Origin of the sequence: Alteromonas sp. KUL150, assembly GCF_009811475.1 — a bacterium.
Classification (GTDB): domain Bacteria; phylum Pseudomonadota; class Gammaproteobacteria; order Enterobacterales; family Alteromonadaceae; genus Alteromonas; species Alteromonas gracilis.
The window spans coordinates 47947-67556 of sequence record NZ_BLIJ01000045.1; the positions used below are offsets into that span (position 1 = coordinate 47947).

General features: G+C 45.0%; 24 protein-coding genes. 1 reads left to right on the top strand and 23 read right to left on the bottom strand.

The genetic code is table 11. The annotated features are described in order from the left end of the window. Positions 1 to 23: 23 nt before the first annotated feature. From rpsK to GVO62_RS10875, 21 genes are all read right to left on the bottom strand, one after another. Positions 24 to 416, bottom strand: coding sequence for a 30S ribosomal protein S11 (gene rpsK, locus GVO62_RS10775; protein WP_012519215.1), 393 nt, complete (start codon positions 414 to 416; stop codon positions 24 to 26). 14 nt (positions 417 to 430) lie between these two features. Then, a complete protein-coding gene (rpsM, locus tag GVO62_RS10780; RefSeq protein ID WP_012519216.1) occupies positions 431 to 787 on the bottom strand; it encodes a 30S ribosomal protein S13 in 357 nt (118 codons plus the stop codon). A 174-nt stretch (positions 788 to 961) separates the two neighbouring features. Then, positions 962 to 1078: a 50S ribosomal protein L36 gene (gene rpmJ, locus GVO62_RS10785; RefSeq protein WP_012519217.1), complete on the bottom strand. Its 117-nt coding sequence runs from the start codon at positions 1076 to 1078 to the stop codon at positions 962 to 964. Positions 1079 to 1116: 38 nt separating this feature from the next. Beyond that, entirely contained in the window at positions 1117 to 2436 is a 1320-nt protein-coding gene (gene secY, locus GVO62_RS10790; protein WP_014977524.1) for a preprotein translocase subunit SecY, read from the bottom strand. A 5-nt stretch (positions 2437 to 2441) separates the two neighbouring features. After that, complete coding sequence (rplO, locus tag GVO62_RS10795) at positions 2442 to 2876, bottom strand: 50S ribosomal protein L15 (protein ID WP_105932246.1); 435 nt, start codon at positions 2874 to 2876, stop codon at positions 2442 to 2444. Between the two features lie 3 nt (positions 2877 to 2879). Beyond that, complete coding sequence (rpmD, locus tag GVO62_RS10800; protein ID WP_014950907.1) at positions 2880 to 3059, bottom strand: 50S ribosomal protein L30; 180 nt, start codon at positions 3057 to 3059, stop codon at positions 2880 to 2882. A 6-nt stretch (positions 3060 to 3065) separates the two neighbouring features. Beyond that, a complete protein-coding gene (gene rpsE, locus GVO62_RS10805; RefSeq protein WP_012519221.1) occupies positions 3066 to 3566 on the bottom strand; it encodes a 30S ribosomal protein S5 in 501 nt (166 codons plus the stop codon). Between the two features lie 9 nt (positions 3567 to 3575). Continuing rightward, a complete protein-coding gene (rplR, locus tag GVO62_RS10810; RefSeq protein ID WP_105932260.1) occupies positions 3576 to 3929 on the bottom strand; it encodes a 50S ribosomal protein L18 in 354 nt (117 codons plus the stop codon). A 12-nt stretch (positions 3930 to 3941) separates the two neighbouring features. After that, entirely contained in the window at positions 3942 to 4475 is a 534-nt protein-coding gene (gene rplF, locus GVO62_RS10815; RefSeq protein ID WP_105932245.1) for a 50S ribosomal protein L6, read from the bottom strand. 13 nt (positions 4476 to 4488) lie between these two features. Further along, on the bottom strand, positions 4489 to 4881 hold the full coding sequence (gene rpsH / locus GVO62_RS10820) for a 30S ribosomal protein S8 (RefSeq protein ID WP_012519224.1): 393 nt from the start codon (positions 4879 to 4881) through the stop codon (positions 4489 to 4491). Positions 4882 to 4894: 13 nt separating this feature from the next. After that, positions 4895 to 5200 (bottom strand): 30S ribosomal protein S14, encoded by a 306-nt coding sequence (rpsN, locus tag GVO62_RS10825; protein WP_105932243.1) that lies wholly within the window; start codon positions 5198 to 5200, stop codon positions 4895 to 4897. Between the two features lie 12 nt (positions 5201 to 5212). After that, on the bottom strand, positions 5213 to 5752 hold the full coding sequence (gene rplE / locus GVO62_RS10830; RefSeq protein WP_014950911.1) for a 50S ribosomal protein L5: 540 nt from the start codon (positions 5750 to 5752) through the stop codon (positions 5213 to 5215). A gap of 17 nt (positions 5753 to 5769) precedes the next feature. Continuing rightward, positions 5770 to 6084 carry a 50S ribosomal protein L24 gene (gene rplX, locus GVO62_RS10835; protein WP_014950912.1) on the bottom strand — a complete coding sequence of 105 codons (315 nt, stop codon included), beginning with the start codon at positions 6082 to 6084 and terminating at the stop codon, positions 5770 to 5772. 12 nt (positions 6085 to 6096) lie between these two features. Next, entirely contained in the window at positions 6097 to 6465 is a 369-nt protein-coding gene (rplN, locus tag GVO62_RS10840) for a 50S ribosomal protein L14 (protein WP_012519228.1), read from the bottom strand. A gap of 221 nt (positions 6466 to 6686) precedes the next feature. Beyond that, a complete protein-coding gene (locus GVO62_RS10845; RefSeq protein WP_159119261.1) occupies positions 6687 to 8795 on the bottom strand; it encodes a GAF domain-containing hybrid sensor histidine kinase/response regulator in 2109 nt (702 codons plus the stop codon). Between the two features lie 129 nt (positions 8796 to 8924). Continuing rightward, entirely contained in the window at positions 8925 to 10319 is a 1395-nt protein-coding gene (locus GVO62_RS10850; RefSeq protein ID WP_159119263.1) for a DUF4397 domain-containing protein, read from the bottom strand. 275 nt (positions 10320 to 10594) lie between these two features. Next, positions 10595 to 12274, bottom strand: a complete 1680-nt coding sequence (locus tag GVO62_RS10855; protein WP_159119264.1) for a S8 family serine peptidase — start codon at positions 12272 to 12274, stop codon at positions 10595 to 10597. Positions 12275 to 12844: 570 nt separating this feature from the next. Next, a complete protein-coding gene (rlmB, locus tag GVO62_RS10860; protein ID WP_105932239.1) occupies positions 12845 to 13585 on the bottom strand; it encodes a 23S rRNA (guanosine(2251)-2'-O)-methyltransferase RlmB in 741 nt (246 codons plus the stop codon). Beyond that, positions 13586 to 16003 (bottom strand): ribonuclease R, encoded by a 2418-nt coding sequence (rnr, locus tag GVO62_RS10865; RefSeq protein ID WP_159119265.1) that lies wholly within the window; start codon positions 16001 to 16003, stop codon positions 13586 to 13588. Positions 16004 to 16327: 324 nt separating this feature from the next. Then, positions 16328 to 16687, bottom strand: coding sequence for a HigA family addiction module antitoxin (locus GVO62_RS10870; protein ID WP_159119266.1), 360 nt, complete (start codon positions 16685 to 16687; stop codon positions 16328 to 16330). After that, positions 16684 to 16971 (bottom strand): hypothetical protein, encoded by a 288-nt coding sequence (locus GVO62_RS10875; protein ID WP_159119267.1) that lies wholly within the window; start codon positions 16969 to 16971, stop codon positions 16684 to 16686. Before GVO62_RS10875 ends, GVO62_RS10870 begins: the two co-directional genes overlap by 4 nt. A gap of 237 nt (positions 16972 to 17208) precedes the next feature. On the opposite strand from GVO62_RS10875, the gene GVO62_RS10880 reads away from it, so the two are divergent. Next, positions 17209 to 18903, top strand: coding sequence for an alkaline phosphatase D family protein (locus GVO62_RS10880; protein WP_159119268.1), 1695 nt, complete (start codon positions 17209 to 17211; stop codon positions 18901 to 18903). Positions 18904 to 19028: 125 nt separating this feature from the next. On the opposite strand, the gene GVO62_RS10885 is transcribed toward GVO62_RS10880, so the two are convergent. Then, positions 19029 to 19325 carry a type II toxin-antitoxin system RelE/ParE family toxin gene (locus GVO62_RS10885; protein ID WP_159119269.1) on the bottom strand — a complete coding sequence of 99 codons (297 nt, stop codon included), beginning with the start codon at positions 19323 to 19325 and terminating at the stop codon, positions 19029 to 19031. Further along, on the bottom strand, positions 19306 to 19554 hold the full coding sequence (locus GVO62_RS10890; RefSeq protein ID WP_159119270.1) for a CopG family ribbon-helix-helix protein: 249 nt from the start codon (positions 19552 to 19554) through the stop codon (positions 19306 to 19308). The genes GVO62_RS10885 and GVO62_RS10890 overlap by 20 nt, the downstream gene beginning before the upstream one ends. Between the last annotated feature and the right edge of the window lie 56 nt (positions 19555 to 19610).

Below are 19610 nucleotides of genomic sequence, written 5' to 3' on the forward strand. Positions count from 1 at the left end.
ATCTTTCTCCAACTGTCCGTCGATTAAACGCGACGTTTTTTCGGTGGACGACAACCGTTGTGAGGAATAGGGGTCACATCGGTAATGTTTGTGATCTTATAACCTGTAGCGTTAAGAGCACGGATCGCAGACTCACGGCCTGGACCTGGACCTTTAACAAATACTTCAAGGTTCTTAAGACCGTATTCTTGTGCAGCAACACCTGCACGCTCAGCAGCTACCTGTGCAGCAAATGGGGTAGATTTACGTGAACCACGGAAACCTGAACCACCAGATGTCGCCCATGCTAGTGCATTGCCTGAACGGTCTGTAATAGTCACAATTGTGTTGTTGAAAGACGCATGGATATGAGCCATACCGTCTGCAACCTGACGTTTAGCGCGCTTACGCGTGCTACGAGCTGGTGCTTTAGCCATAACTTACTCCCCGTTTACTTCTTAATTGGCTTACGAGGACCTTTACGGGTACGCGCATTAGTTTTAGTGCGCTGACCACGTAGAGGCAAGCTACGACGGTGGCGAATACCACGGAAGCAACCCAGGTCCATCAAACGTTTGATGCTCATAGAGACTTCACGGCGTAAATCACCTTCAACGGTAAATTTAGCCACTTCGTCACGAAGCTTATCAATAGTAGCTTCGTCTAGCTCTTTGATTTTTGTATTTTCTGCAACACCAGCACCCGCACAAATGCTTTTCGCACGTGTGGGACCAACGCCATAGATCGCTTGGATAGCGATTACAGCATGCTTGTGCTCAGGAATGTTAATGCCAGCGATACGGGCCATTAACAGCACTCCTCTTGTTTATTTGTCGACGACCTAAAAAGCCCGATAGGATACTTATCCGTCGACTAAATTGCAAATTAAGGTTCAAAATACTTTAAACAAAACTAGCAGAACCTGATAAGTACAATTCAGGTTCTGCTTTCTTAGCCTTGCAAATATTCTGTACCGCTTTGATTAGCCCTGACGCTGCTTATGCTTTGGGTCAGAACTGCAAATTACACGCACAACACCGTTGCGCTTGATAACTTTACAGTTACGGCAAATCTTTTTTACTGATGCACGAACTTTCATTACATCTTTCCCCTTTCTATCAATATTAAGGGGCTAACTTATCGGCCGTAGCCTTTAAGGTTAGCTTTCTTCAGCACAGACTCATATTGACTAGACATCAAATGCGTCTGAACTTGTGCCATAAAGTCCATGATAACAACTACGATAATTAGAAGCGACGTACCACCGAAGTAGAACGGCACATTCCACGCAATCAACATGAATTCAGGCACTAAACAAATAAAGGTTATGTACAGTGCGCCAGCCAGTGTAAGGCGAGTCATTACCTTGTCAATGTATCGTGACGTCTGCTCACCCGGGCGGATACCTGGGATGAACGCGCCAGACTTCTTCAAGTTGTCTGCTGTATCACGCGGGTTGAATACCAACGCCGTGTAGAAGAAGCAGAAGAAGATAATCGCAGCTGCGTATAACATCACGTACAGCGGTTGACCAGGAGATAGCATAAGCGCTACATCTTGCAACCACGCTGTTGATTCATTCTGTCCGAACCATCCTGCGATAGTACCCGGGAACAGAATAATGCTAGAAGCAAAGATTGGTGGAATTACACCAGCAATGTTGACTTTTAGCGGTAAATGGGTGCTTTGCGCAGCAAAAACCTGACGGCCTTGCTGACGTTTTGCGTAGTTTACCACAATTCTGCGCTGTCCGCGCTCTACAAATACAACTAGGTATGTAAGAGCAATGACAATTACGCCAATCAACAGTAGGAACAACAAATTAATGTCGCCCTGCCTTGCTTGTTCCGCTGTCTGACCTATCGCTGTTGGCAGACCGGCAACAATACCAGCAAAAATCAATATAGAGATACCGTTACCAATACCTCGTTCGGTAATTTGCTCACCTAACCACATAAGGAACATAGTTCCTGTGACTAGGCTCACTACTGCCGTAAAGTAGAATCCGAAGCCAGGGTTTATCACCAATCCATTAATCAGGTTAGGCAAACCAGTCGAAATTCCAATAGATTGGAAGATAGCCAATACAAGCGTTAAATAACGCGTGTACTGACTAATTTTACGACGGCCTGCTTCGCCTTCTTTTTTAAGCTCCACCATCGGCGGGTGAACCACCGAGAGCAACTGCATAATAATGGATGCAGTAATGTATGGCATAATGCCCAAAGCCAGAACGGATGCACGCTCAAGCGCACCACCGGAGAACATGTTGAACATTTCTACAATGGTGCCTTTTTGTTGCTCGAACAAGTCAGCAAGTACAGCTGGATCGATGCCAGGGATAGGAACGTAAGAACCTAGTCTGAATACAACAATCGCACCAAGTACGAACAACAATCTTGCCTTAAGCTCACTCAAGCCGCTTTTAGCGCCTGAATCCAATCCTGGTTTAGCCATCTAGCTTATTCCTCTACTTTACCGCCAGCAGCTTCAATCGCTTCTTTAGCGCCTTTAGTAACCTTTAACCCGCTTACTGTAACAGCGCGTGAAACTTCACCGCTCTTTACAACTTTAACGAACTGGATTTCTTTCTTAACAAGTCCAGCTGCTTTTAAAGTCTCAAGAGACGCAGTATCACCATCAACCTTCGCGATTTCAGCAAGAGTTACTTGATCAGTAACAAAGCTCTTGCGTGAAGTGAAACCGAACTTAGGAAGGCGACGCTGTAATGGCATCTGACCACCTTCAAATCCTGGCTTAACGCGGCCACCTGAACGGCTTTTTTGACCTTTGTGACCGTGGCCACTCGTTTTACCAAGACCTGAGCCGATACCACGACCAGAACGCTTACCAGTAGGCTTTGAACCTTCGGCTGGAGAAATTGTATTTAAACGCATGTCTTACTCCTCCACTATCTCAACCATGTAATATACACGGTTGATCATGCCACGAACGGCTGGGGTATCTTCCAGTTCACGAACATGGTTGATTTTACGAAGGCCTAAACCTTTAAGCGTAGCTTTGTGCTTTGGCAAGCGGCCAATTGCACTTTTAGTTTGCTTTACTTTAATCGTTGCCATGTCTGATTACCCCAAAATTTCTTCTACAGACAATCCACGCTTCGCAGCAACTTTCGCCGGGCTGTTCATTTCTGTCAGCGCGTTGATTGTTGCACGTACAACGTTGATTGGATTCGTAGAGCCGTAACATTTTGAAAGTACGTTTTGTACACCAGCTACTTCAAGTACTGCACGCATCGCACCACCGGCAATAATACCGGTACCTTCAGATGCTGGTTGCATGTAAACTTTAGAGCCAGAGTGACGACCTTTAATCGGGTGCTGTAACGTGTGACCGTTTAGGTCTACGTCAACCATGTTGCGACGTGCCTTTTCCATTGCCTTTTGGATTGCAGCAGGTACTTCACGTGCCTTACCGTAACCAAAACCAACGCGACCGTTACCGTCACCCACTACTGTCAATGCAGTGAAACTAAAGATACGACCACCTTTAACCACTTTAGATACGCGGTTTACAGCGATCAATTTCTCTAGAAATTCACCATTTTGAACATCTTGTTTAGCCATTATAAACTCCTAGAACTGAAGACCAGCTTCGCGAGCTGCATCAGCTAATGCTTTAACGCGGCCGTGGTATTGGAAACCACTGCGATCGAAAGCCACTGCTTTAATGCCTTTCTCAAGTGCGCGTTCTGCGATTGCTTTACCGACTACCGTCGCTGCTTCAGCGTTACCTGTAGACTTAAGACCTTTTGCAAGATCTTTCTCAACAGTTGAAGCTGCAGCCAACACTTCAGAACCGCAAGGAGCGATTAACTGAGCGTAAATGTGGCGAGGTGTACGGTTTACTACCAAGCGATGCGCGGCCAGTTCACGAATTTTTGCACGTGCGCGAGTAGCGCGACGAATGCGAGCTGTTTTCTTATCCATCGTATCACCCACCTACTTTTTCTTAGCTTCTTTACGACGTACGTTTTCGTCAGCGTAACGAACACCTTTACCTTTGTAAGGCTCTGGTGGACGGTATCCGCGAATGTTCGCCGCAACCTGACCAACCACCTGCTTATCGGCGCCTTTGACGACGATTTCAGTTTGGCTAGGAGTTTCAACCGTAATGCCTTCAGGCATTTGGTATGCTACAGGATGAGAGAAACCTAACGTTAGGTTAAGCGTGTTACCCTGTGCTGCTGCACGGTAACCAACACCTAATAGAGTAAGTTTTTTCTCAAAACCTTGTGAAACACCTTGAACCATTGCATTTAGGATAGAGCGAGCAGTACCTGCTTGTGCCCAGCTATCAGCAAAACCTTCACGTGGAAGTGCTTTAAGTTGGTTCTCTTCCTGTGCAACTTCTACAGCGTCGTTAAAAACGCGGGTCAAAGTGCCTTTACTACCTTTAACAGTGACTTCTTGACCAGAGATAGAAACTTCTACACCTGATACAACGTCTACTGGGGCTTTTGCTATACGTGACATTTCAACTCCTCCGTTATGCTACATAACCGATGATCTCACCGCCCATGCCAGCGTTACGCGCTGCACGGTCAGTCATCACACCTTTAGAAGTCGACACGATAGCTACGCCTAAACCACCCATAACCTTTGGAAGCTCATCTTTTTTCTTATAGATGCGCAGACCAGGACGGCTTACACGTTCAATTGTGTCAATTACTTGCTTGCCTTCGAAGTACTTAAGCGTAACTTCTAAAACAGGCTTAACGTCACCAGAAGCAGCGAAGTCAGTGATATAACCTTCAGCTTTCAATACTTCACAAATTGCAACGCGAAGTTTTGAAGAAGGCATAGTCACAGAAACTTTCTGTGCCATCTGGCCGTTACGGATGCGGGTAAACATATCCGCGATAGGATCTTGCATGCTCATTATCAGCTACTCCTTACCAGCTGGCTTTTTTAAGGCCAGGGACTTCACCGCGCATCGCTGCTTCGCGAAGCTTAATACGGCTAAGACCGAATTTGCGTAGGTAACCATGTGGACGTCCAGTTACACGACAACGGTTACGTTGACGTGACGCACTAGAGTCACGTGGCAGTTGTTGTAGCTTCAGAACAGCGTCCCAACGCTCTTCTTCAGAAACGTTAACATCGCTGATAATCGCTTTAAGTGCGGCGCGCTTCTCAGCGTACTTAGCTACTAGCTTAGTGCGCTTAGCTTCGCGTGCCTTCATTGATTCTTTTGCCATAACCCTACACCCCTACTTTTTGAATGGGAAGTTAAACGCGTCCAGCAGAGCACGTGCTTCTTCATTTGTATTCGCACTGGTAGTGATAGTGATATCCATACCGCGAACCTTATCCACTTTATCGAAATCGATTTCAGGGAAAATGATTTGCTCACGCACGCCCATGCTGTAGTTACCACGTCCGTCGAATGATTTAGGATTCAAACCACGGAAATCGCGAACACGTGGAATAGCGATTGAAATCAAACGCTCAAGGAATTCCCACATACGCTCGCCGCGTAGGGTTACTTTACAGCCAATCGGATAACCTTCACGGATTTTAAAACCCGCTACTGATTTTCTTGCAACTGTGACTACAGGCTTCTGACCGGCGATAGCCGTCATGTCAGCTTGAGCATTCTCAAGTACCTTTTTGTCAGCAACTGCTTCACCTAAACCCATGTTTAGAGTGATTTTTTCAATCCGAGGGACTTGCATGACGCTTTTGTATCCGAACTGCTTAGCAAGTTCAGCTACTACTGTTTCTTTATAGAAATCATGCAGTTTCGCCATCGTACTCTCCAATATAATTAAACAAGTTCGCCGTTAGACTTGAAGAAACGTACTTTCTTCTCATCTTCGAAACGGAAACCAACGCGATCTGCTTTGCCCGTTGCCGGGTTAACAATCGCAACATTAGAAACGTGAATAGAAGCTTCTTTCTCAACGATGCCACCAGCTACGCCCAATTGTGGGTTTGGCTTAGTGTGCTTCTTGACGAGATTAACGCCTTCTACAATTACACGGTTATCAGCAATAAGCACTTTAAGGACTTTGCCTTGTTTGCCTTTGTCTTTACCCGCTAATACGACTACTTCATCATCACGACGAATTTTATTAGCCATTATCGTGACTCCTTATAGTACCTCTGGGGCCAATGAGATGATTTTCATGAAGTTTTCACTTCTCAACTCACGGGTAACCGGGCCAAAGATACGCGTACCAATTGGTTGCTTGTTTGCATTAAGCATAACAGCCGCGTTACCGTCAAAACGGATGGTAGAACCATCTGCACGACGAACGCCTTTTCTAGTACGCACCACCACTGCGTTCAGTACGTCACCTTTTTTTACTTTACCGCGAGGAATTGCTTCCTTAACAGTAACTTTGATGATGTCACCGATACCTGCATAACGGCGATGCGAGCCACCAAGAACCTTAATACACTGAACCCTGCGAGCGCCGCTGTTGTCTGCAACGTCCAGGTTAGTTTGCATTTGGATCATGTTAGTGCTCCGCTCTTAAATTAAGACTCTCCCGAGTCGTTAGTGCTGCTAAAAAACAACTGGATATCGTTGCTTTTATGTACATACCCCCATAAAAAGGGCGCGAAATAATAACAGAAAACTTTTGGAAGTGATAGCGGTAAATTGAATTATTTTTAGACTATGCGGACAATAAAAAAGCCCCGACTAAAAGTCGGGGCTGATAACCACGTCATAGGTTATCAAGCAGGATCTTTTAGCGCGGATACGTTGTTTTGCATCTGACTACTGAGATGCCTGAACACACATTCTTTCAAACGACTTACACCAACAGGTTTTGATATGAAGTCATTCATACCGGATTTCAAGCATTTTTCTTTATCGTCTGTTAAAACATTAGCCGTCAACGCAATAATTGGAATGTGCTCTGCCTGCTCTCCTAGCGCCCGTATATGTCTTGTCGCTTCTAAACCGTCCATTACCGGCATGTGGCAGTCCATGAAAATAACAGCATAAGGTGATTTTTCAGTCAATGAGCGTTTTACTTTTTCAACGCCTTCTTTTCCATTAGTTGCAAGTTCGCTAGGTAACCCTATTTCTTTTAACTGCTCTTTTATTACTAACTGATTTATTTCGTTGTCTTCTACGATAAGCGCTTTTAGCCTGCTTAACTCCTGGCGGGTAGGCGTATAGTCGTTTCTACTTGCGTATGTCTTTCCAATATCGACGCCTGTCGTGGCATCATCTAACATCAACGTAACAGTAAACCGCGAACCCACGCCTAGATGACTACTCACACCAATTTTACCTTGGTAATGCTCTGCAATTTTGCTCACAAGAGATAAACCAAGCCCTGTTCCGCCATAACCCCGCTGCGCTGAATTTTCTACCTGCATAAATGGAGAGAATATTATTTTTTGCTGCTGCTCGCTTATACCAATTCCTGTATCTGTCACCACGATTTTTACTTGATACCTTCCCTTTCCATAGCGGATGCAGTTCGTTTCTACAGTAACGTTACCTTCTTTAGTGAATTTCATCGCATTATTAAGAAGATTAAGCAAAATTTGCCCTAACCGTAATTTATCAGCTTTGAATACCTTTCCTTTAAGATTCTCTGTGTTTACGTTTAATTCAAGCCCCTTTTGCTTAGCCAAACGAGCAAACATGGGCACTTGTTCTTCAATTGTTAGGGCTAAATCAGTCGCCGCTTCTTCAAAAGGAATATCACCTGCGTCAATATTTGAAAAATCTAGTATGTCATTAACAATTTTGAGTAAAGAATCTGCACTCTTTGATGCATTGGAAGCAAGTTCAAACTGTTTGGTATTCAAAGACGTGCCCATCAGCACTTCTAGCATACCAAGCACGCCATGTATGGGAGTACGTATCTCGTGACTGATTTTGTCTAAAAACTCGCTTCGGGTTTTTAAAGCGTTTTCTGCTAGCTCAGATTTATGTTTTAACACGGCCTTATCAAGATATGTCTGAGTGATGTCCATAGTTGCGCCAATCACTTTTGTACAACGTCCATTTTCGATAATGGGGTGTGCTCTGCTCTCCAGCCAACGAGGCTCACCGGCATCGGTACGTACCTCTAATTCGTACACAAAGTCTTTGCCTGTTTTTATCATATGTGCGAAGCGCTCTATGTAGTCCTTCCGCTGAGCATCGTCGGCTATCAAATTGGTCGCATCTTCGGGTTTGAGAGTTTTTTCTCCGTGCATGTGTAACATGCGCTTGAGTGCACCAGACCAACTAAGTGCCTGCGTATCAAGGTTAAGCTCCCATGTCCCCACGCCGGCAAGATTAGTCACTTGACTGAGTAATAAATTGCGCTCTGCCAAGATTGCTTTTTGTACATGAAGATTCTCCATTACCTGCTGGCGCTCGAGCTCATTACCAATCCAAGTTGCCAGCAACAGCAAATAATCTACCTCTATTGAGGTGAAAGGCTTTTGCCGAGATGTAAGTGAAGAGAAATTTACGGTACCGAAGAATTCTCCTGATACATTAACCGGTGCTGCTAAATAGCTTTTAAGCGTGTATTTAGCAAAGCAAGGGTGTGACGCACCAGGTTCACAATTAATGTCGTGGTAAGCAATGTGAGACTGTGCATTTACAACATCTGCACAGTAAGTATCAGGAAGCGCAAAGAAACTGTTTACGAGTATACTGTCATCTGGCGTTACAACGCTTAATATGCTGTATTGGTCGCCTCGGATATTGCTCACAATCCCGGTTTCTAGGCCAAGAATTTTCGTCCCCACCGCCAACAGGTTGCGAAGTTTAGTATCTAAAGACATGGTGTGGTCGTTAGAGATTATTTGTAACTCTTTGATGATACTCATGTGCTTCCCAGCCGACGTCAGAAATTAAAAAGGCCGACATATAATATGTCGACCTTTTAAACGTAAAAGAAATTTCAATAATTTAAAGTTTTAGACCCTATCAATTAGTCTAATTTTGCCACTAACTCATTAATAAAGAATGTTAATTTCATAGCCAGTAGGTGTGTCTGCAGGTTCGACGGTCACGATGTAATTCTCTTCCTCGGTAAAACCAAATAACGCTGTTCTATCAAGCAGCACTTGCTCTTCATTTCCGTCTTCATAAACGGCAATCACTTCGTAATAATCAGAGGGCAAAACTTCGCTGGTGCTTTCTGCAAATTCTAGATTCTGTACATCATATTCGGCAGTGTCGATGGTTTCATCGTTTCGAACTAAGTAAAAATCAACATCGTCAAAATCACTAACAAGGTTAATAAAGTTTACGGTTTTATCGTATGCCTGAGGCAAACCGCTTTCTACAAATGTAGCTGCACCAAGAATTTCGTTGGTGTTGTAAATCAATACCGCCTTACTTTCACCTTGATTAAGTGTAATAAGTTTGTTGCTAAGCCCCGATACTTTGCCAGAAGGGTCGGTAACCGTTACACGGTAGTCGCCGTAGCGAATTGCACTAAACTCTGATAATGCGCCAGCGGCCAATGTGAAGCTTACGTCTTCTTCGTCGGTATTACCGCCAAAGGTTACTTGAAGCGGGGTATCAAGGTTGGTTGAGTTGTAGATGCGATATTGAGAGTCGGCTTCAACATCGGTAAGCGCCGTCACTGTTGAAGAATTTAGTATGGTGTCAACAACAAGGCCGTCCTGGATCGCCCCACTTACATCACGAAGCGTCATTACGTATTCTGTCTCGTAAACGAAATCAAGGGTTTGCGACTCGAACAAAACCTCATCACTGCCAGGTTCGGTAAGATAGATGGTATATTCACCTTCATCGAAATAGTCGCTGTCGTCATCTTTATCCCAGTATTCAAACTCAAGTATATCTGATGTTGTTACCGTACCAAGATAGTTTGCAGCCTCGAATGGATCGCCAGACTCACTCATATAAAAGTCATAAGATGCACCATCCACCGCTACTGATAAGCCGAACAAACGAAAGTGGTCTTCCATTGTCTCGCGTTCATATGAATAGGTCGTAAATATTGGGGAGCTAAAGTCGCCGCTCATCACTACGATAGTTTTATAACCGTCTTTAAGGTCTACCGTTACGGTGTCTATATACACTTCCTGATCGTTTGCATCTGTGCGTATGAATTCGAGCTCAAGCTCACCATCATCCATTGAATACATTGACGTTGTGTCACCAAATTGTGCTGAGCCAAAGCTATCTCCATCTACTTCCCGCATTTCCACATTCGCGCCATTAGGAGACGCATTGTAAAACTGAAGATAAGCATAAGAGTAATCTGAACTGGTGCTGTCTGAGCCACCACAAGCAGTAAGCCACACGAGGGCAATAAATCCCATTGCCAGTGTGCGGAACCAGGTTCCAGTAAGCAAAGAATGAGAGGTCAATTGCATAAATTGAATGTCCTTTAAAATTTTTCTTTTGTTGGATGAGTGCCAGTGTCGAACGGGATAGGCACAGTTGAAGTGCTTTATGGGCACGCACAATACAGCGATATGGCTGTCTTAGATGGGATTAGTTCTTGGCTTTACGCTCTCTTTGCAAAGCTGACATATCTTTATAAAACGCTGACCGCTTTATGCAGAAAATTAGGTGCAATAACCTTTTAAAAAAATAAAAAAGCCTGCAAAAGCAGGCTTAAAAGTTGTCGTTAGGGAGACCGAAGTAACTACTCGTATGAGTAAGAAAGCGTTACACCGCTATACGAAGAATAGGCACGGATTCCAATATGCCAGGTTCCAGATGCTGGCGCATCAAAGGTGCACACTTCGTTATTACCATTTTGGTAGGGGCGACAATCAAAGCTACTTGTCTCTGGTTGAGAGCCAAACTTCACGTAAAGGTCTGCATCGCCAGAGCCACCAGAAGTTTGAATTGTCATTCGCGTCACACCTTCAGGAATTGTCCATGTGTAGCGGTCCCAGTTTCTGCGCGTTCCAGACAAGTTAGTTAACTGGCCCGATACCGGCTCTACACCCGGGTCTGTTCCGTTGTCACCGCCACCGCTACCGCCGGCACAACCGTTAGTATTAAGATAGTTGTAAGCGTCTGCGAGCTGCATTAAACCGTAACCATAGAAGTTATCTCGACCTGCACTACCTTTATCTTCTGCTGTCGCATTAAGCGCACTTCTGATTTCATTGTTTGTACACTGCGGGAAATAACTCCATACCAGAGCTGCACCACCAGCGACGTGCGGCGTTGCCATTGAAGTACCGCTAAGTGCTGCGTACGTATTTGTTGGGTAGGTCGATTGAACCGCACTACCTGGCGCTGCGATTTCTACTTGGTCGTTATACTGGCTGTAGCTTGCACGGTTTTCATTTGAGTCTACCGCTGCTACTGACATAACGGCATCGTAAGATGCTGGATAAGATTTGGCGCTATTACCATCGTTACCTGCAGCTGCAACTAACAACATGCCTGCATCAGTGAAGCTTTGCATAGCGTTGCGCTCGGTAGTAGAAGCGCTGCCCCCACCTAAGCTCATGTTCACAACATTAGAGCCGGCATCCTGACACTGAGAGATGGCATCGATAAGATCTGACGCATACGTCCATTGGCCATTATCGTTAAAAATTTTAACGATGTGCATGTTAACACCCGGGTATACACCAACCACACCTTCATTGTTGTCGTATGCCGCTATCGTTCCCGCTACGTGCGTACCGTGACCGTTGCCATCGTTATACCAGTTACCTACTGCACTGTTGTTTGCCTGGCCTGTTACACCATCGTTAGTACCTGGCAAATCTGGGTGACCCAAATTGTAACCTGTGTCGATGATACATACTTTGCGAGCAGTGGTGTCTGACTGGCTGAACTGGTTGGCCTGAACCATGGTATACCCGTAAGGGGTTGTTTGCGCCATTGGCTTACGAAGTACGTCCACCTCAATACTTTCTACGTTAGGGTTATTGCGAAGCTTGTTCAGCGCTGATTTGCTCATGGTAGCCGCTACCATTTTTTGCTTTTTCAGCTCTTTATTGATAGCGCCACCTGCTTTTCTGACTTCAGATTTTGCCGCAGCAATGTCGAAAGGTTTTTTACCTTTAGTCTTCGCGCTTTTAAGTTTATTGCCGTTCAGTTTGTCGTTTGAAGAAACAACCTCAATCGACTCGCTTTGCATCTCATCTTTAAACTTAACGATGTAGCGCTGTGGCCCTGCGGTAACTAAACGATCAACAGTTAGGCGTTTACCTAATGCTTGTTCTACGGTTTGAGGTTTCTCTTTGACTTTTACCAGGCCTTCGCCGGCAGCCATTGCAGAGTTACCTGTTAAACCGAGTGATACAGCTAGAGCAGCTGCTGTTAGACATGTGTGTTTCTTATTTAATTTTGAGTTCAAAATTTATTTCCTGTTTTATCTGTCTTATTAACTTCAGCACTGTTTTTGTTCGTGCTTTTGAAGCTATTTGTTATTAAATGACATACAGGTATAACCATTACCTCATACGAAAAGCTCATCCATGACAACCGACGCAACAGCGTTGCAACGACCTACCCGTTTGTCAGGTATGCAAATAAGCAAGTGCGTCAGCTTATTCGCAGAGCTCATATTAGTCGGCTAATCAATACGTTGAGTATAATACCTCAACCTTGGTGAGTATTTTTCATACCTTTAAATGTGGGCAGAACCCCCCTCTAATGTACGCAAGCCACTCTAATCAAACGCTATGAGCGAATTCATATTAGGAATGAAACCCCATAATTAACATTTATTTTACAATTAGAAATGTAACAAAATATTAAATGCTATTCAGTAAAGCCTAAAAACTATACCTTTCGCGTTAGCAGAGTGATTTTTTATTGAGAAAAGCAGAAACGAAAAAGGCGCGCCAAAACTCGTTCTGCGCGCCTTCCAAATTTTTTGTGTGCTTTTGCGCTTAACTATCGACGCAACAGCATTCATATAGCACTACAAACTGCGCTGCCTGACTATTTCGTATAAACAAACGCCAGTAGCCACCGATACGTTAAGACTGGTTACGCTGCCTGCCATTGGCAATTTAACCAGTTCATCACAAGTTTCCTTGGTCAATCGACGCATACCCTTACCTTCAGCGCCCATTACCAGCGCGGTCGGGCCTTTTAGATCAACGTCATAAAGGGTTTTGTCGGTCTCACCTGCTGTACCTATAATCCACAGTCCCTTATCTTGAAGATGCTTTAACGTTCTAGCTAAGTTTGTGATTTGAATAAGGGGCACGACTTCCGCTGCACCACAGGCCACTTTTCTCACCGTACCGTTAAGACTTGCTGAATTATCTTTGGGTACTACAACCGCGTGAACACCTGCGCCATCCGCGGTACGCAAACAAGCGCCCAGGTTATGTGGGTCAGTAATACCATCTAACACTAAAATAAGCGGCTGCGCCTCGTTTGCCAGAATCTTATCCAAGTCGGCTTCATCTAGTACACGGGCAGGCTTCGCCTTTGCTACGACACCTTGGTGCTGTTCGCCATTCACTTTATCGTCTAGCGCTTTGCGCTGACTAAATTGAACCGAAATGCCAAAACGTCGTGCTTGGTTAACAATGTTGGTTAAGCGTTCATCGTTACGCCCTTTTAGCACCCACACTTCCATTACACGCTCTGGCTCTTTTTCAAGTACCGACTGCATAGCATGTAACCCGTATAACCATTCTTGCTGCGCCATTTAACGCTTACCTCTTTTATTCAATGACAATGTTTTGCCGCTGCTACCGCCTTTTGCGCCACCGCGACTTGACGACTTTCCACCGCTACGACTGGACGAGTTTGACCCGCCTTTACCCTTGCTGCCTTTCTTGTCAGAACGGGAGCCTTTGTCAGAGCGAGGCTTATTATCGAAGCGAGTAGGTTTATCAGCTGCTTTTTTCGCTGATTTCACTTTAACCTTCTTGCCTTTTGCGGAGCGCAGCATAGACTTATCGAGCAATAAATCAATCTTTCTTTCATCAAGATTAACCGCAGCAACCGTGACTTCTACCGTGTCACCTAACCTAAACTGGCCATGGCCTGACTCGCCAACGAGCGCTTGTTTTACGTCGTCGTAGTGATAGTAGTCATCATCTAGCGATGTAATGTGCACCAGGCCGTCGATATGGTATTCCGTTAAGCGAACGAATAAACCAAAGTTTGTCACCGAGCTCACCACACCTTCAAAGGTATCGCCAACGTGATCGAGCATAAACTCACATTTCAGCCAGTCGGCAACATCGCGGGTTGCATCATCGGCGCGTCGCTCGGTCATTGAACACTGCTCGCCTAGCTGCTCTACTTCCTCGACTGTATAGTTTTTCGCACCACTTACTGCTTTTTTGCCCTTCTGTTTAGCGATAATTCCTTTAAGCGCTCGGTGTACCACTAAATCAGGATAGCGACGTATTGGTGACGTAAAGTGCGCATAAGCCTCAAGGGCCAAACCAAAGTGACCCACATTGTCACCATCGTATACCGCCTGCTTCATTGAACGCAGCAACATGGTTTGAATAAGTTCTTCGTCTACACGGCCACGAGTTTTAAGCACCACATCGGTAAACGCAGCAGGCTCTGCATCTTCAACAATACGATGAGGAATGCCTATTTCACTTAAGTAACTGGTAAATGCGGTTAGCCTGTCAGCATCGGGCTTATCGTGCACTCGGTATAGCGCTGGCGCTTCATGCTTTTCAAGCATCAGGGCCGCACTTACGTTCGCCATGATCATGCACTCTTCAATAAGCTTGTGCGCATCGTTACGTACTAGCGGTACAATATTTTCAATTTTGCGCTGAGCATTGAAGACGAATTTCACTTCTTGGGTTTCAAATTCAATGGCACCACGTTTGGCGCGGGCCTTTTTGAGAGCGCGGTAAAGGTCGTGCAAGTTACGAAGGTGAGGCACGTGTGGCTCGTAGCGCTGATGCAGCTCTTTATCACCTTGTAGAATACCCCATACTTTATTATAGGTAAGACGGGCATGAGAGTTCATCACTGCTTCATAGAACTGAAACTCTTCTAGCTTCCCTTGGGCGCTGATGGTCATTTCACACACCATACACAGGCGGTCAACTTCAGGGTTTAGTGAACACAGTCCGTTCGACAACACCTCAGGTAACATGGGGATGACTTGGTCAGGGAAATACACTGAGTTACCGCGCTGCTGCGCTTCATCATCAAGGGCTGTGCCGGTGCGCACGTAGTGGCTCACATCAGCAATGGCTACCCAAAGCTGCCAGCCACCATCATCGAGAGGTTCGCAATAAACAGCGTCATCGAAATCTCGGGCGTCTTCACCGTCAATAGTCACCAGCGGAAGCTGGCGCAAATCCATACGCCCTTCTTTGGCTTCATCAGGCACTTGATCGGTAAGCTTTTCCACTTGCTTAGTAACGCCGTTTGGCCACTGATGCGGGATATCAAACGTGCGAAGGGCCATTTCGATTTCCATACCTGGCGCCATGTGCTCGCCAAGTACTTCAACAATTTTTCCCACTGGATTCATTTTGCGACGTGGGCGCTGAGTAAGTTCTACCACAACCACCTGCCCCATGCGGGCACCATGTGTACTTTCGGGCGGAATGACAATTTCGTGCTGCAAGCGGCTGTCATCTGGCACAACCATGCCAAAACCTTGCTCTACAAAGTAACGACCCACGATAGGTTCGCTACGAGGCTCTATGACTTGGGTAATAAAGGCTTCTTTTCTACCGCGGCGATCAGTACCGCTCACTCGCGCCTCTACAACATCATCGTGAAGGAATAAATTCATTTGCCCTGCACTTATAAACAAGTCACCGCTTTTATCTTCCGGGCGTAGAAAGCCAAAACCATCTCTATGGCCGATAATACGACCTTTAATTATTTCATCACGGTTTTGAAGTATGTATTTCTTCTGTTTAGTGAACTGTACCTGCCCCTCGCGCTCCATAGCACGTAGGCGACGCTGAATACCAATACGCGCTTCTTCGTCGAACGCGTTCACCAAATTACAGATATCAAGAAACGACAACGGGTTGTCGTGCTCTTTTAGTAAACTCATTAAATATTCCCGGCTAGCTACCGGATTGTCGTACTTCTCTTTCTCGCGCTGATAATGCGGATCGTCACTCATGTATTTTAAATTTACCTTTTGTATTTCGCTCAAAACGTTTTTATTTGCGGCCTTTATTTTTAAGGCACCAGAGAAAACGTTGGAATATGAATTTTTAGACACTCGAACCGAATTTGGTTCAGGTGGTTAATTGATGCACAGTATAACAGTATTTACGGTAAAAGATTACGCGTTGTTTGGGCATATTGGATTTAACAAATTACTTCGCTGGAAACCCAAATGTCGTTGCCGTGCTAAGCGAACTGCTTCAATTTGGGTGACACTGAAATTTTTTTAGTCACCCTCTTGCCGTAACGGCGATAAGCCAGTTAGCTGAGTTTTGGTTTAGTAAATTGATTTTAAACTGGGTTTATTATTTGCTGTTCTGTACAAATCGTAGGCAACTTGGTAATGCATCCAAGCCTGAGCACTTATTCCGCTCACGGCTTCTAGCTTGCGAGCAAATTCAATAGTTAGATTTGAATGCCCGTTAACAAATCGCGATAAATGTTTAGTCGAAATTTCTAGACATTGCGCAATCTCGTTTTGCTTCAACGATGATTTCGACATACACCGACGTTTGAACACTTCACCGGGATGAGGCCTCTTGAGATGTTCGGGCCTTGACGCTCGTTCTCCAGCATCAATTATTGCATTGCCCTGGTTACCTCTGTATTCAATACCTATGTGCATACTTTGTTTCATGGATTGTATTCTCTGAAATCAAGACTGAAACAGTCACCATCGTTAAAATAACAAGTTACCGCTCCACAAGGCTCTACGCTATTCACCGTGATTGTCACATACCAAAGAGCGCTTTCTTCGGATCTTAGTGCGCCGATATCTAGCAAATCAGATATTTGTGATGCAGCGTCCAAATCGAACAAAGCATTCCAGACTTCATGACGATATGCTAGCGGAAGCCATTCATCGTAATCTGAGAGCCACATTTCGAGTAGCTCTTGATGTAGGAAGCTCACAATTGTCATATAACGACCTATATAAGATTACCATAGAGGTAATCCTGTCTCAAAAATATGTTTATATTTTAATCGAGCACAAATGTGTAAACTTCGATCTAACGTTCAGTTATCGATTCACTTCAGCCTGACATCCCATTGTCACAAACACTCAGTATAAAAATGGGTTTGCATTTTTGTTTCACGCACGTTCAACAAAACAATTACATCACTAGTTATCTTACAAACCCTTAAAAGAGCATGGATATGGATAGAAGATCATTTATTAAACTGTCGTCATTCGCTGGAGCAAGCGTGGCTGTGTCTACTGGGCTAGCGGGCTGTACTGTTAGCAATTCTGCAAATAACTCCCCCAAAACTGACGCACAGTTTACCCATGGAGTCGCTAGTGGCGACCCACTAAAAGATGCCGTTATTATCTGGACGCGCGCCTTGCCTGCACAAGGTACAGGGATAGTTAAAGCCAATATTTTGTGGGAAATGGCAAGCGATGCTGATTTTAGCGATGTGGTAAGCAGCGGCATGGTTGAAGCCAAAGCAACCCATGACTTTACTGTAAAAGTAGATGTAAAAGGTCTCAGCCCCGCCCGTCGTTATTTTTACCGCTTCAAAAGCGCGAACAATACCAGCCCTGTAGGTGAAACCCGCACGTTACCTGAAGCCGATGTGTCTAACGTCACATTTGGTATATTTTCTTGCTCTAACTATCCAGCTGGCTTTTTCACCCCGTATATGGAAGCAGCGAAAGACAACAACATCGACTATGTATTGCACCTTGGTGACTATATTTATGAGTACGATGGAAAGGGTTACGCCACGGAACATGCAAAAGAAATTGGTCGAACCTTCGCGCCCGATAACGATACAGAGCTTTATACGCTCACCGACTATCGAAACCGTTACGCGCTATACCGCACGGATGAAGGCCTACTTGCGCTGCATCAGAATAAGCCTTTTATTGTTGTGTGGGATGACCATGAAATTACAAACGACACCTATAAAGATGGGGCTGAAAATCATCAGGCAGATGAAGGTGATTTTTATGAACGTCGCGCGGCAGCAGTGCAAGCGTATTACGAATGGCTCCCTATTCGCCCGCCATTTGGCACTGAGCGCTTAGAAATTTATCGGCAATTTACCTTTGGCAACCTGCTTGATTTATACATGCTTGATACCCGTGTACTTGCTCGTGACAAGCAGCTTGAATACGCCAACTATCGCGACGCTGAAACTAAAGCCTTTGACCAAGTGGGCTTTATGAAAGATATCAGCAACCCTAAACGGGGACTTCTTGGAGAAACCCAGCGCAATTGGCTACATACCTCTATGCAGCAAAGCCAGGCAAAATGGCAAGTTCTCGGTCAACAGCTATTGATTGGCCGCATGCTATTTCCTGTCTCTATTTTTAACGGTGTTAAGCGAGAGGAGATCCCTGCGCACGTGCACCAACTTGCGAATATTAAGCGCAAGCAAATGCAGGGGGCGACGCTAAGCGAACAAGAGTTGGCACTTATCAATACCGTAATGCCCTATAATTTAGACGCATGGGATGGCTACCCTGTTGAGCGCGAACAAGTATTGATGCAGCTAAAATCTATCGGCAAACCAGTAATAGCGCTTGCTGGCGATACGCATAACGCATGGCACAATAAATTAACCCTTAAAGATGGCACAGAGGTGGGAGTTGAACTTGCCACACCAGGTGTGACATCGCCGGGAATGGAACATTATTTAAACATGGATGATGAAATGGCAGAAACCCTTGCCGATGATCTTCCGTTACTCATTGAAGACTTGCAGTACTGTAATCTTCACCAGCGCGGGTTCATGACGTTGACCGTTACAGAGAATACTGCAAAAGCCACATGGCACTATGTGGATGCTATTCTAACCAAAACTGGAAAAGTGGTTAATACGCATAGCTATGAGATGAAGGCATAGCATTCTGCAATTTCGTTAGCGTGTATAGGCTTGAGTCTATACACGTTATTTGTACAACTAGAGGCTATGAACGCTATGTTGCGAGTCGCACAACAAACTTAATTCTTTCCAAAAACAATTTGTTTTTAGTCTGCGTTCGGCCATTGCTGAGCGTCATGAAGAACACGTAGTATTTCGATGCAATTTGTAATAATGTTCTCTCGATATATAACGATAAACGGCAGGCCATTAATCACAAGCTCCCGCGTATTCTTCAATCGGCCTTGGCGACCCGCCCTAGGGTGTTCTGATAAGATTAGGTGCGAACTATCAATGATGTTTATAACAACATCGATAGCGACAGTGGGGCTATTTTCTTGAGCAATATGAACTTCAATTTTCTCTAAGTCGGTAACAGCGAGATCAGTCCATTTGAGTTGCACGCTTAGCCTCCCATTTAGCTTTAACATCAGTTTGGTCGGTCAAGCGCCCCTCATCAGCGGACTTCACACCTTTTTCCACCTCTTGAATAAACCACTCTTCGCGAGCAACATACTGCTTGACAGCTTCGGCCATCAACCACGCCCTAGGCCTATCCATCGCTTTAGCCATTTCGCCTACACGTGCAAGCGTTTCATCATCTAATCTTACTGAGGTAGCTTTTAAGGGCATAAAGATTCTCCAAGGTTCTTTGAGAATCTCAAGTATAGCAAGACAAAAAGGAAGTA

Bases quoted from the DNA above. Each gene is read 5' to 3' on its own strand.
- rpsK (WP_012519215.1), bottom strand. From the start codon at position 416: ATGGCTAAAGCACCAGCTCGTAGCACGCGTAAGCGCGCTAAACGTCAG.
- rpsM (WP_012519216.1), bottom strand. From the start codon at position 787: ATGGCCCGTATCGCTGGCATTAACATTCCTGAGCACAAGCATGCTGTA.
- rpmJ (WP_012519217.1), bottom strand. From the start codon at position 1,078: ATGAAAGTTCGTGCATCAGTAAAAAAGATTTGCCGTAACTGTAAAGTT.
- secY (WP_014977524.1), bottom strand. From the start codon at position 2,436: ATGGCTAAACCAGGATTGGATTCAGGCGCTAAAAGCGGCTTGAGTGAG.
- rplO (WP_105932246.1), bottom strand. From the start codon at position 2,876: ATGCGTTTAAATACAATTTCTCCAGCCGAAGGTTCAAAGCCTACTGGT.
- rpmD (WP_014950907.1), bottom strand. From the start codon at position 3,059: ATGGCAACGATTAAAGTAAAGCAAACTAAAAGTGCAATTGGCCGCTTG.
- rpsE (WP_012519221.1), bottom strand. From the start codon at position 3,566: ATGGCTAAACAAGATGTTCAAAATGGTGAATTTCTAGAGAAATTGATC.
- rplR (WP_105932260.1), bottom strand. From the start codon at position 3,929: ATGGATAAGAAAACAGCTCGCATTCGTCGCGCTACTCGCGCACGTGCA.
- rplF (WP_105932245.1), bottom strand. From the start codon at position 4,475: ATGTCACGTATAGCAAAAGCCCCAGTAGACGTTGTATCAGGTGTAGAA.
- rpsH (WP_012519224.1), bottom strand. From the start codon at position 4,881: ATGAGCATGCAAGATCCTATCGCGGATATGTTTACCCGCATCCGTAAC.
- rpsN (WP_105932243.1), bottom strand. From the start codon at position 5,200: ATGGCAAAAGAATCAATGAAGGCACGCGAAGCTAAGCGCACTAAGCTA.
- rplE (WP_014950911.1), bottom strand. From the start codon at position 5,752: ATGGCGAAACTGCATGATTTCTATAAAGAAACAGTAGTAGCTGAACTT.
- rplX (WP_014950912.1), bottom strand. From the start codon at position 6,084: ATGGCTAATAAAATTCGTCGTGATGATGAAGTAGTCGTATTAGCGGGT.
- rplN (WP_012519228.1), bottom strand. From the start codon at position 6,465: ATGATCCAAATGCAAACTAACCTGGACGTTGCAGACAACAGCGGCGCT.
- GVO62_RS10845 (WP_159119261.1), bottom strand. From the start codon at position 8,795: ATGAGTATCATCAAAGAGTTACAAATAATCTCTAACGACCACACCATG.
- GVO62_RS10850 (WP_159119263.1), bottom strand. From the start codon at position 10,319: ATGCAATTGACCTCTCATTCTTTGCTTACTGGAACCTGGTTCCGCACA.
- rlmB (WP_105932239.1), bottom strand. From the start codon at position 13,585: ATGGCGCAGCAAGAATGGTTATACGGGTTACATGCTATGCAGTCGGTA.
- rnr (WP_159119265.1), bottom strand. From the start codon at position 16,003: ATGAGTGACGATCCGCATTATCAGCGCGAGAAAGAGAAGTACGACAAT.
- GVO62_RS10870 (WP_159119266.1), bottom strand. From the start codon at position 16,687: ATGAAACAAAGTATGCACATAGGTATTGAATACAGAGGTAACCAGGGC.
- GVO62_RS10875 (WP_159119267.1), bottom strand. From the start codon at position 16,971: ATGACAATTGTGAGCTTCCTACATCAAGAGCTACTCGAAATGTGGCTC.
- GVO62_RS10880 (WP_159119268.1), top strand. From the start codon at position 17,209: ATGGATAGAAGATCATTTATTAAACTGTCGTCATTCGCTGGAGCAAGC.
- GVO62_RS10890 (WP_159119270.1), bottom strand. From the start codon at position 19,554: ATGCCCTTAAAAGCTACCTCAGTAAGATTAGATGATGAAACGCTTGCA.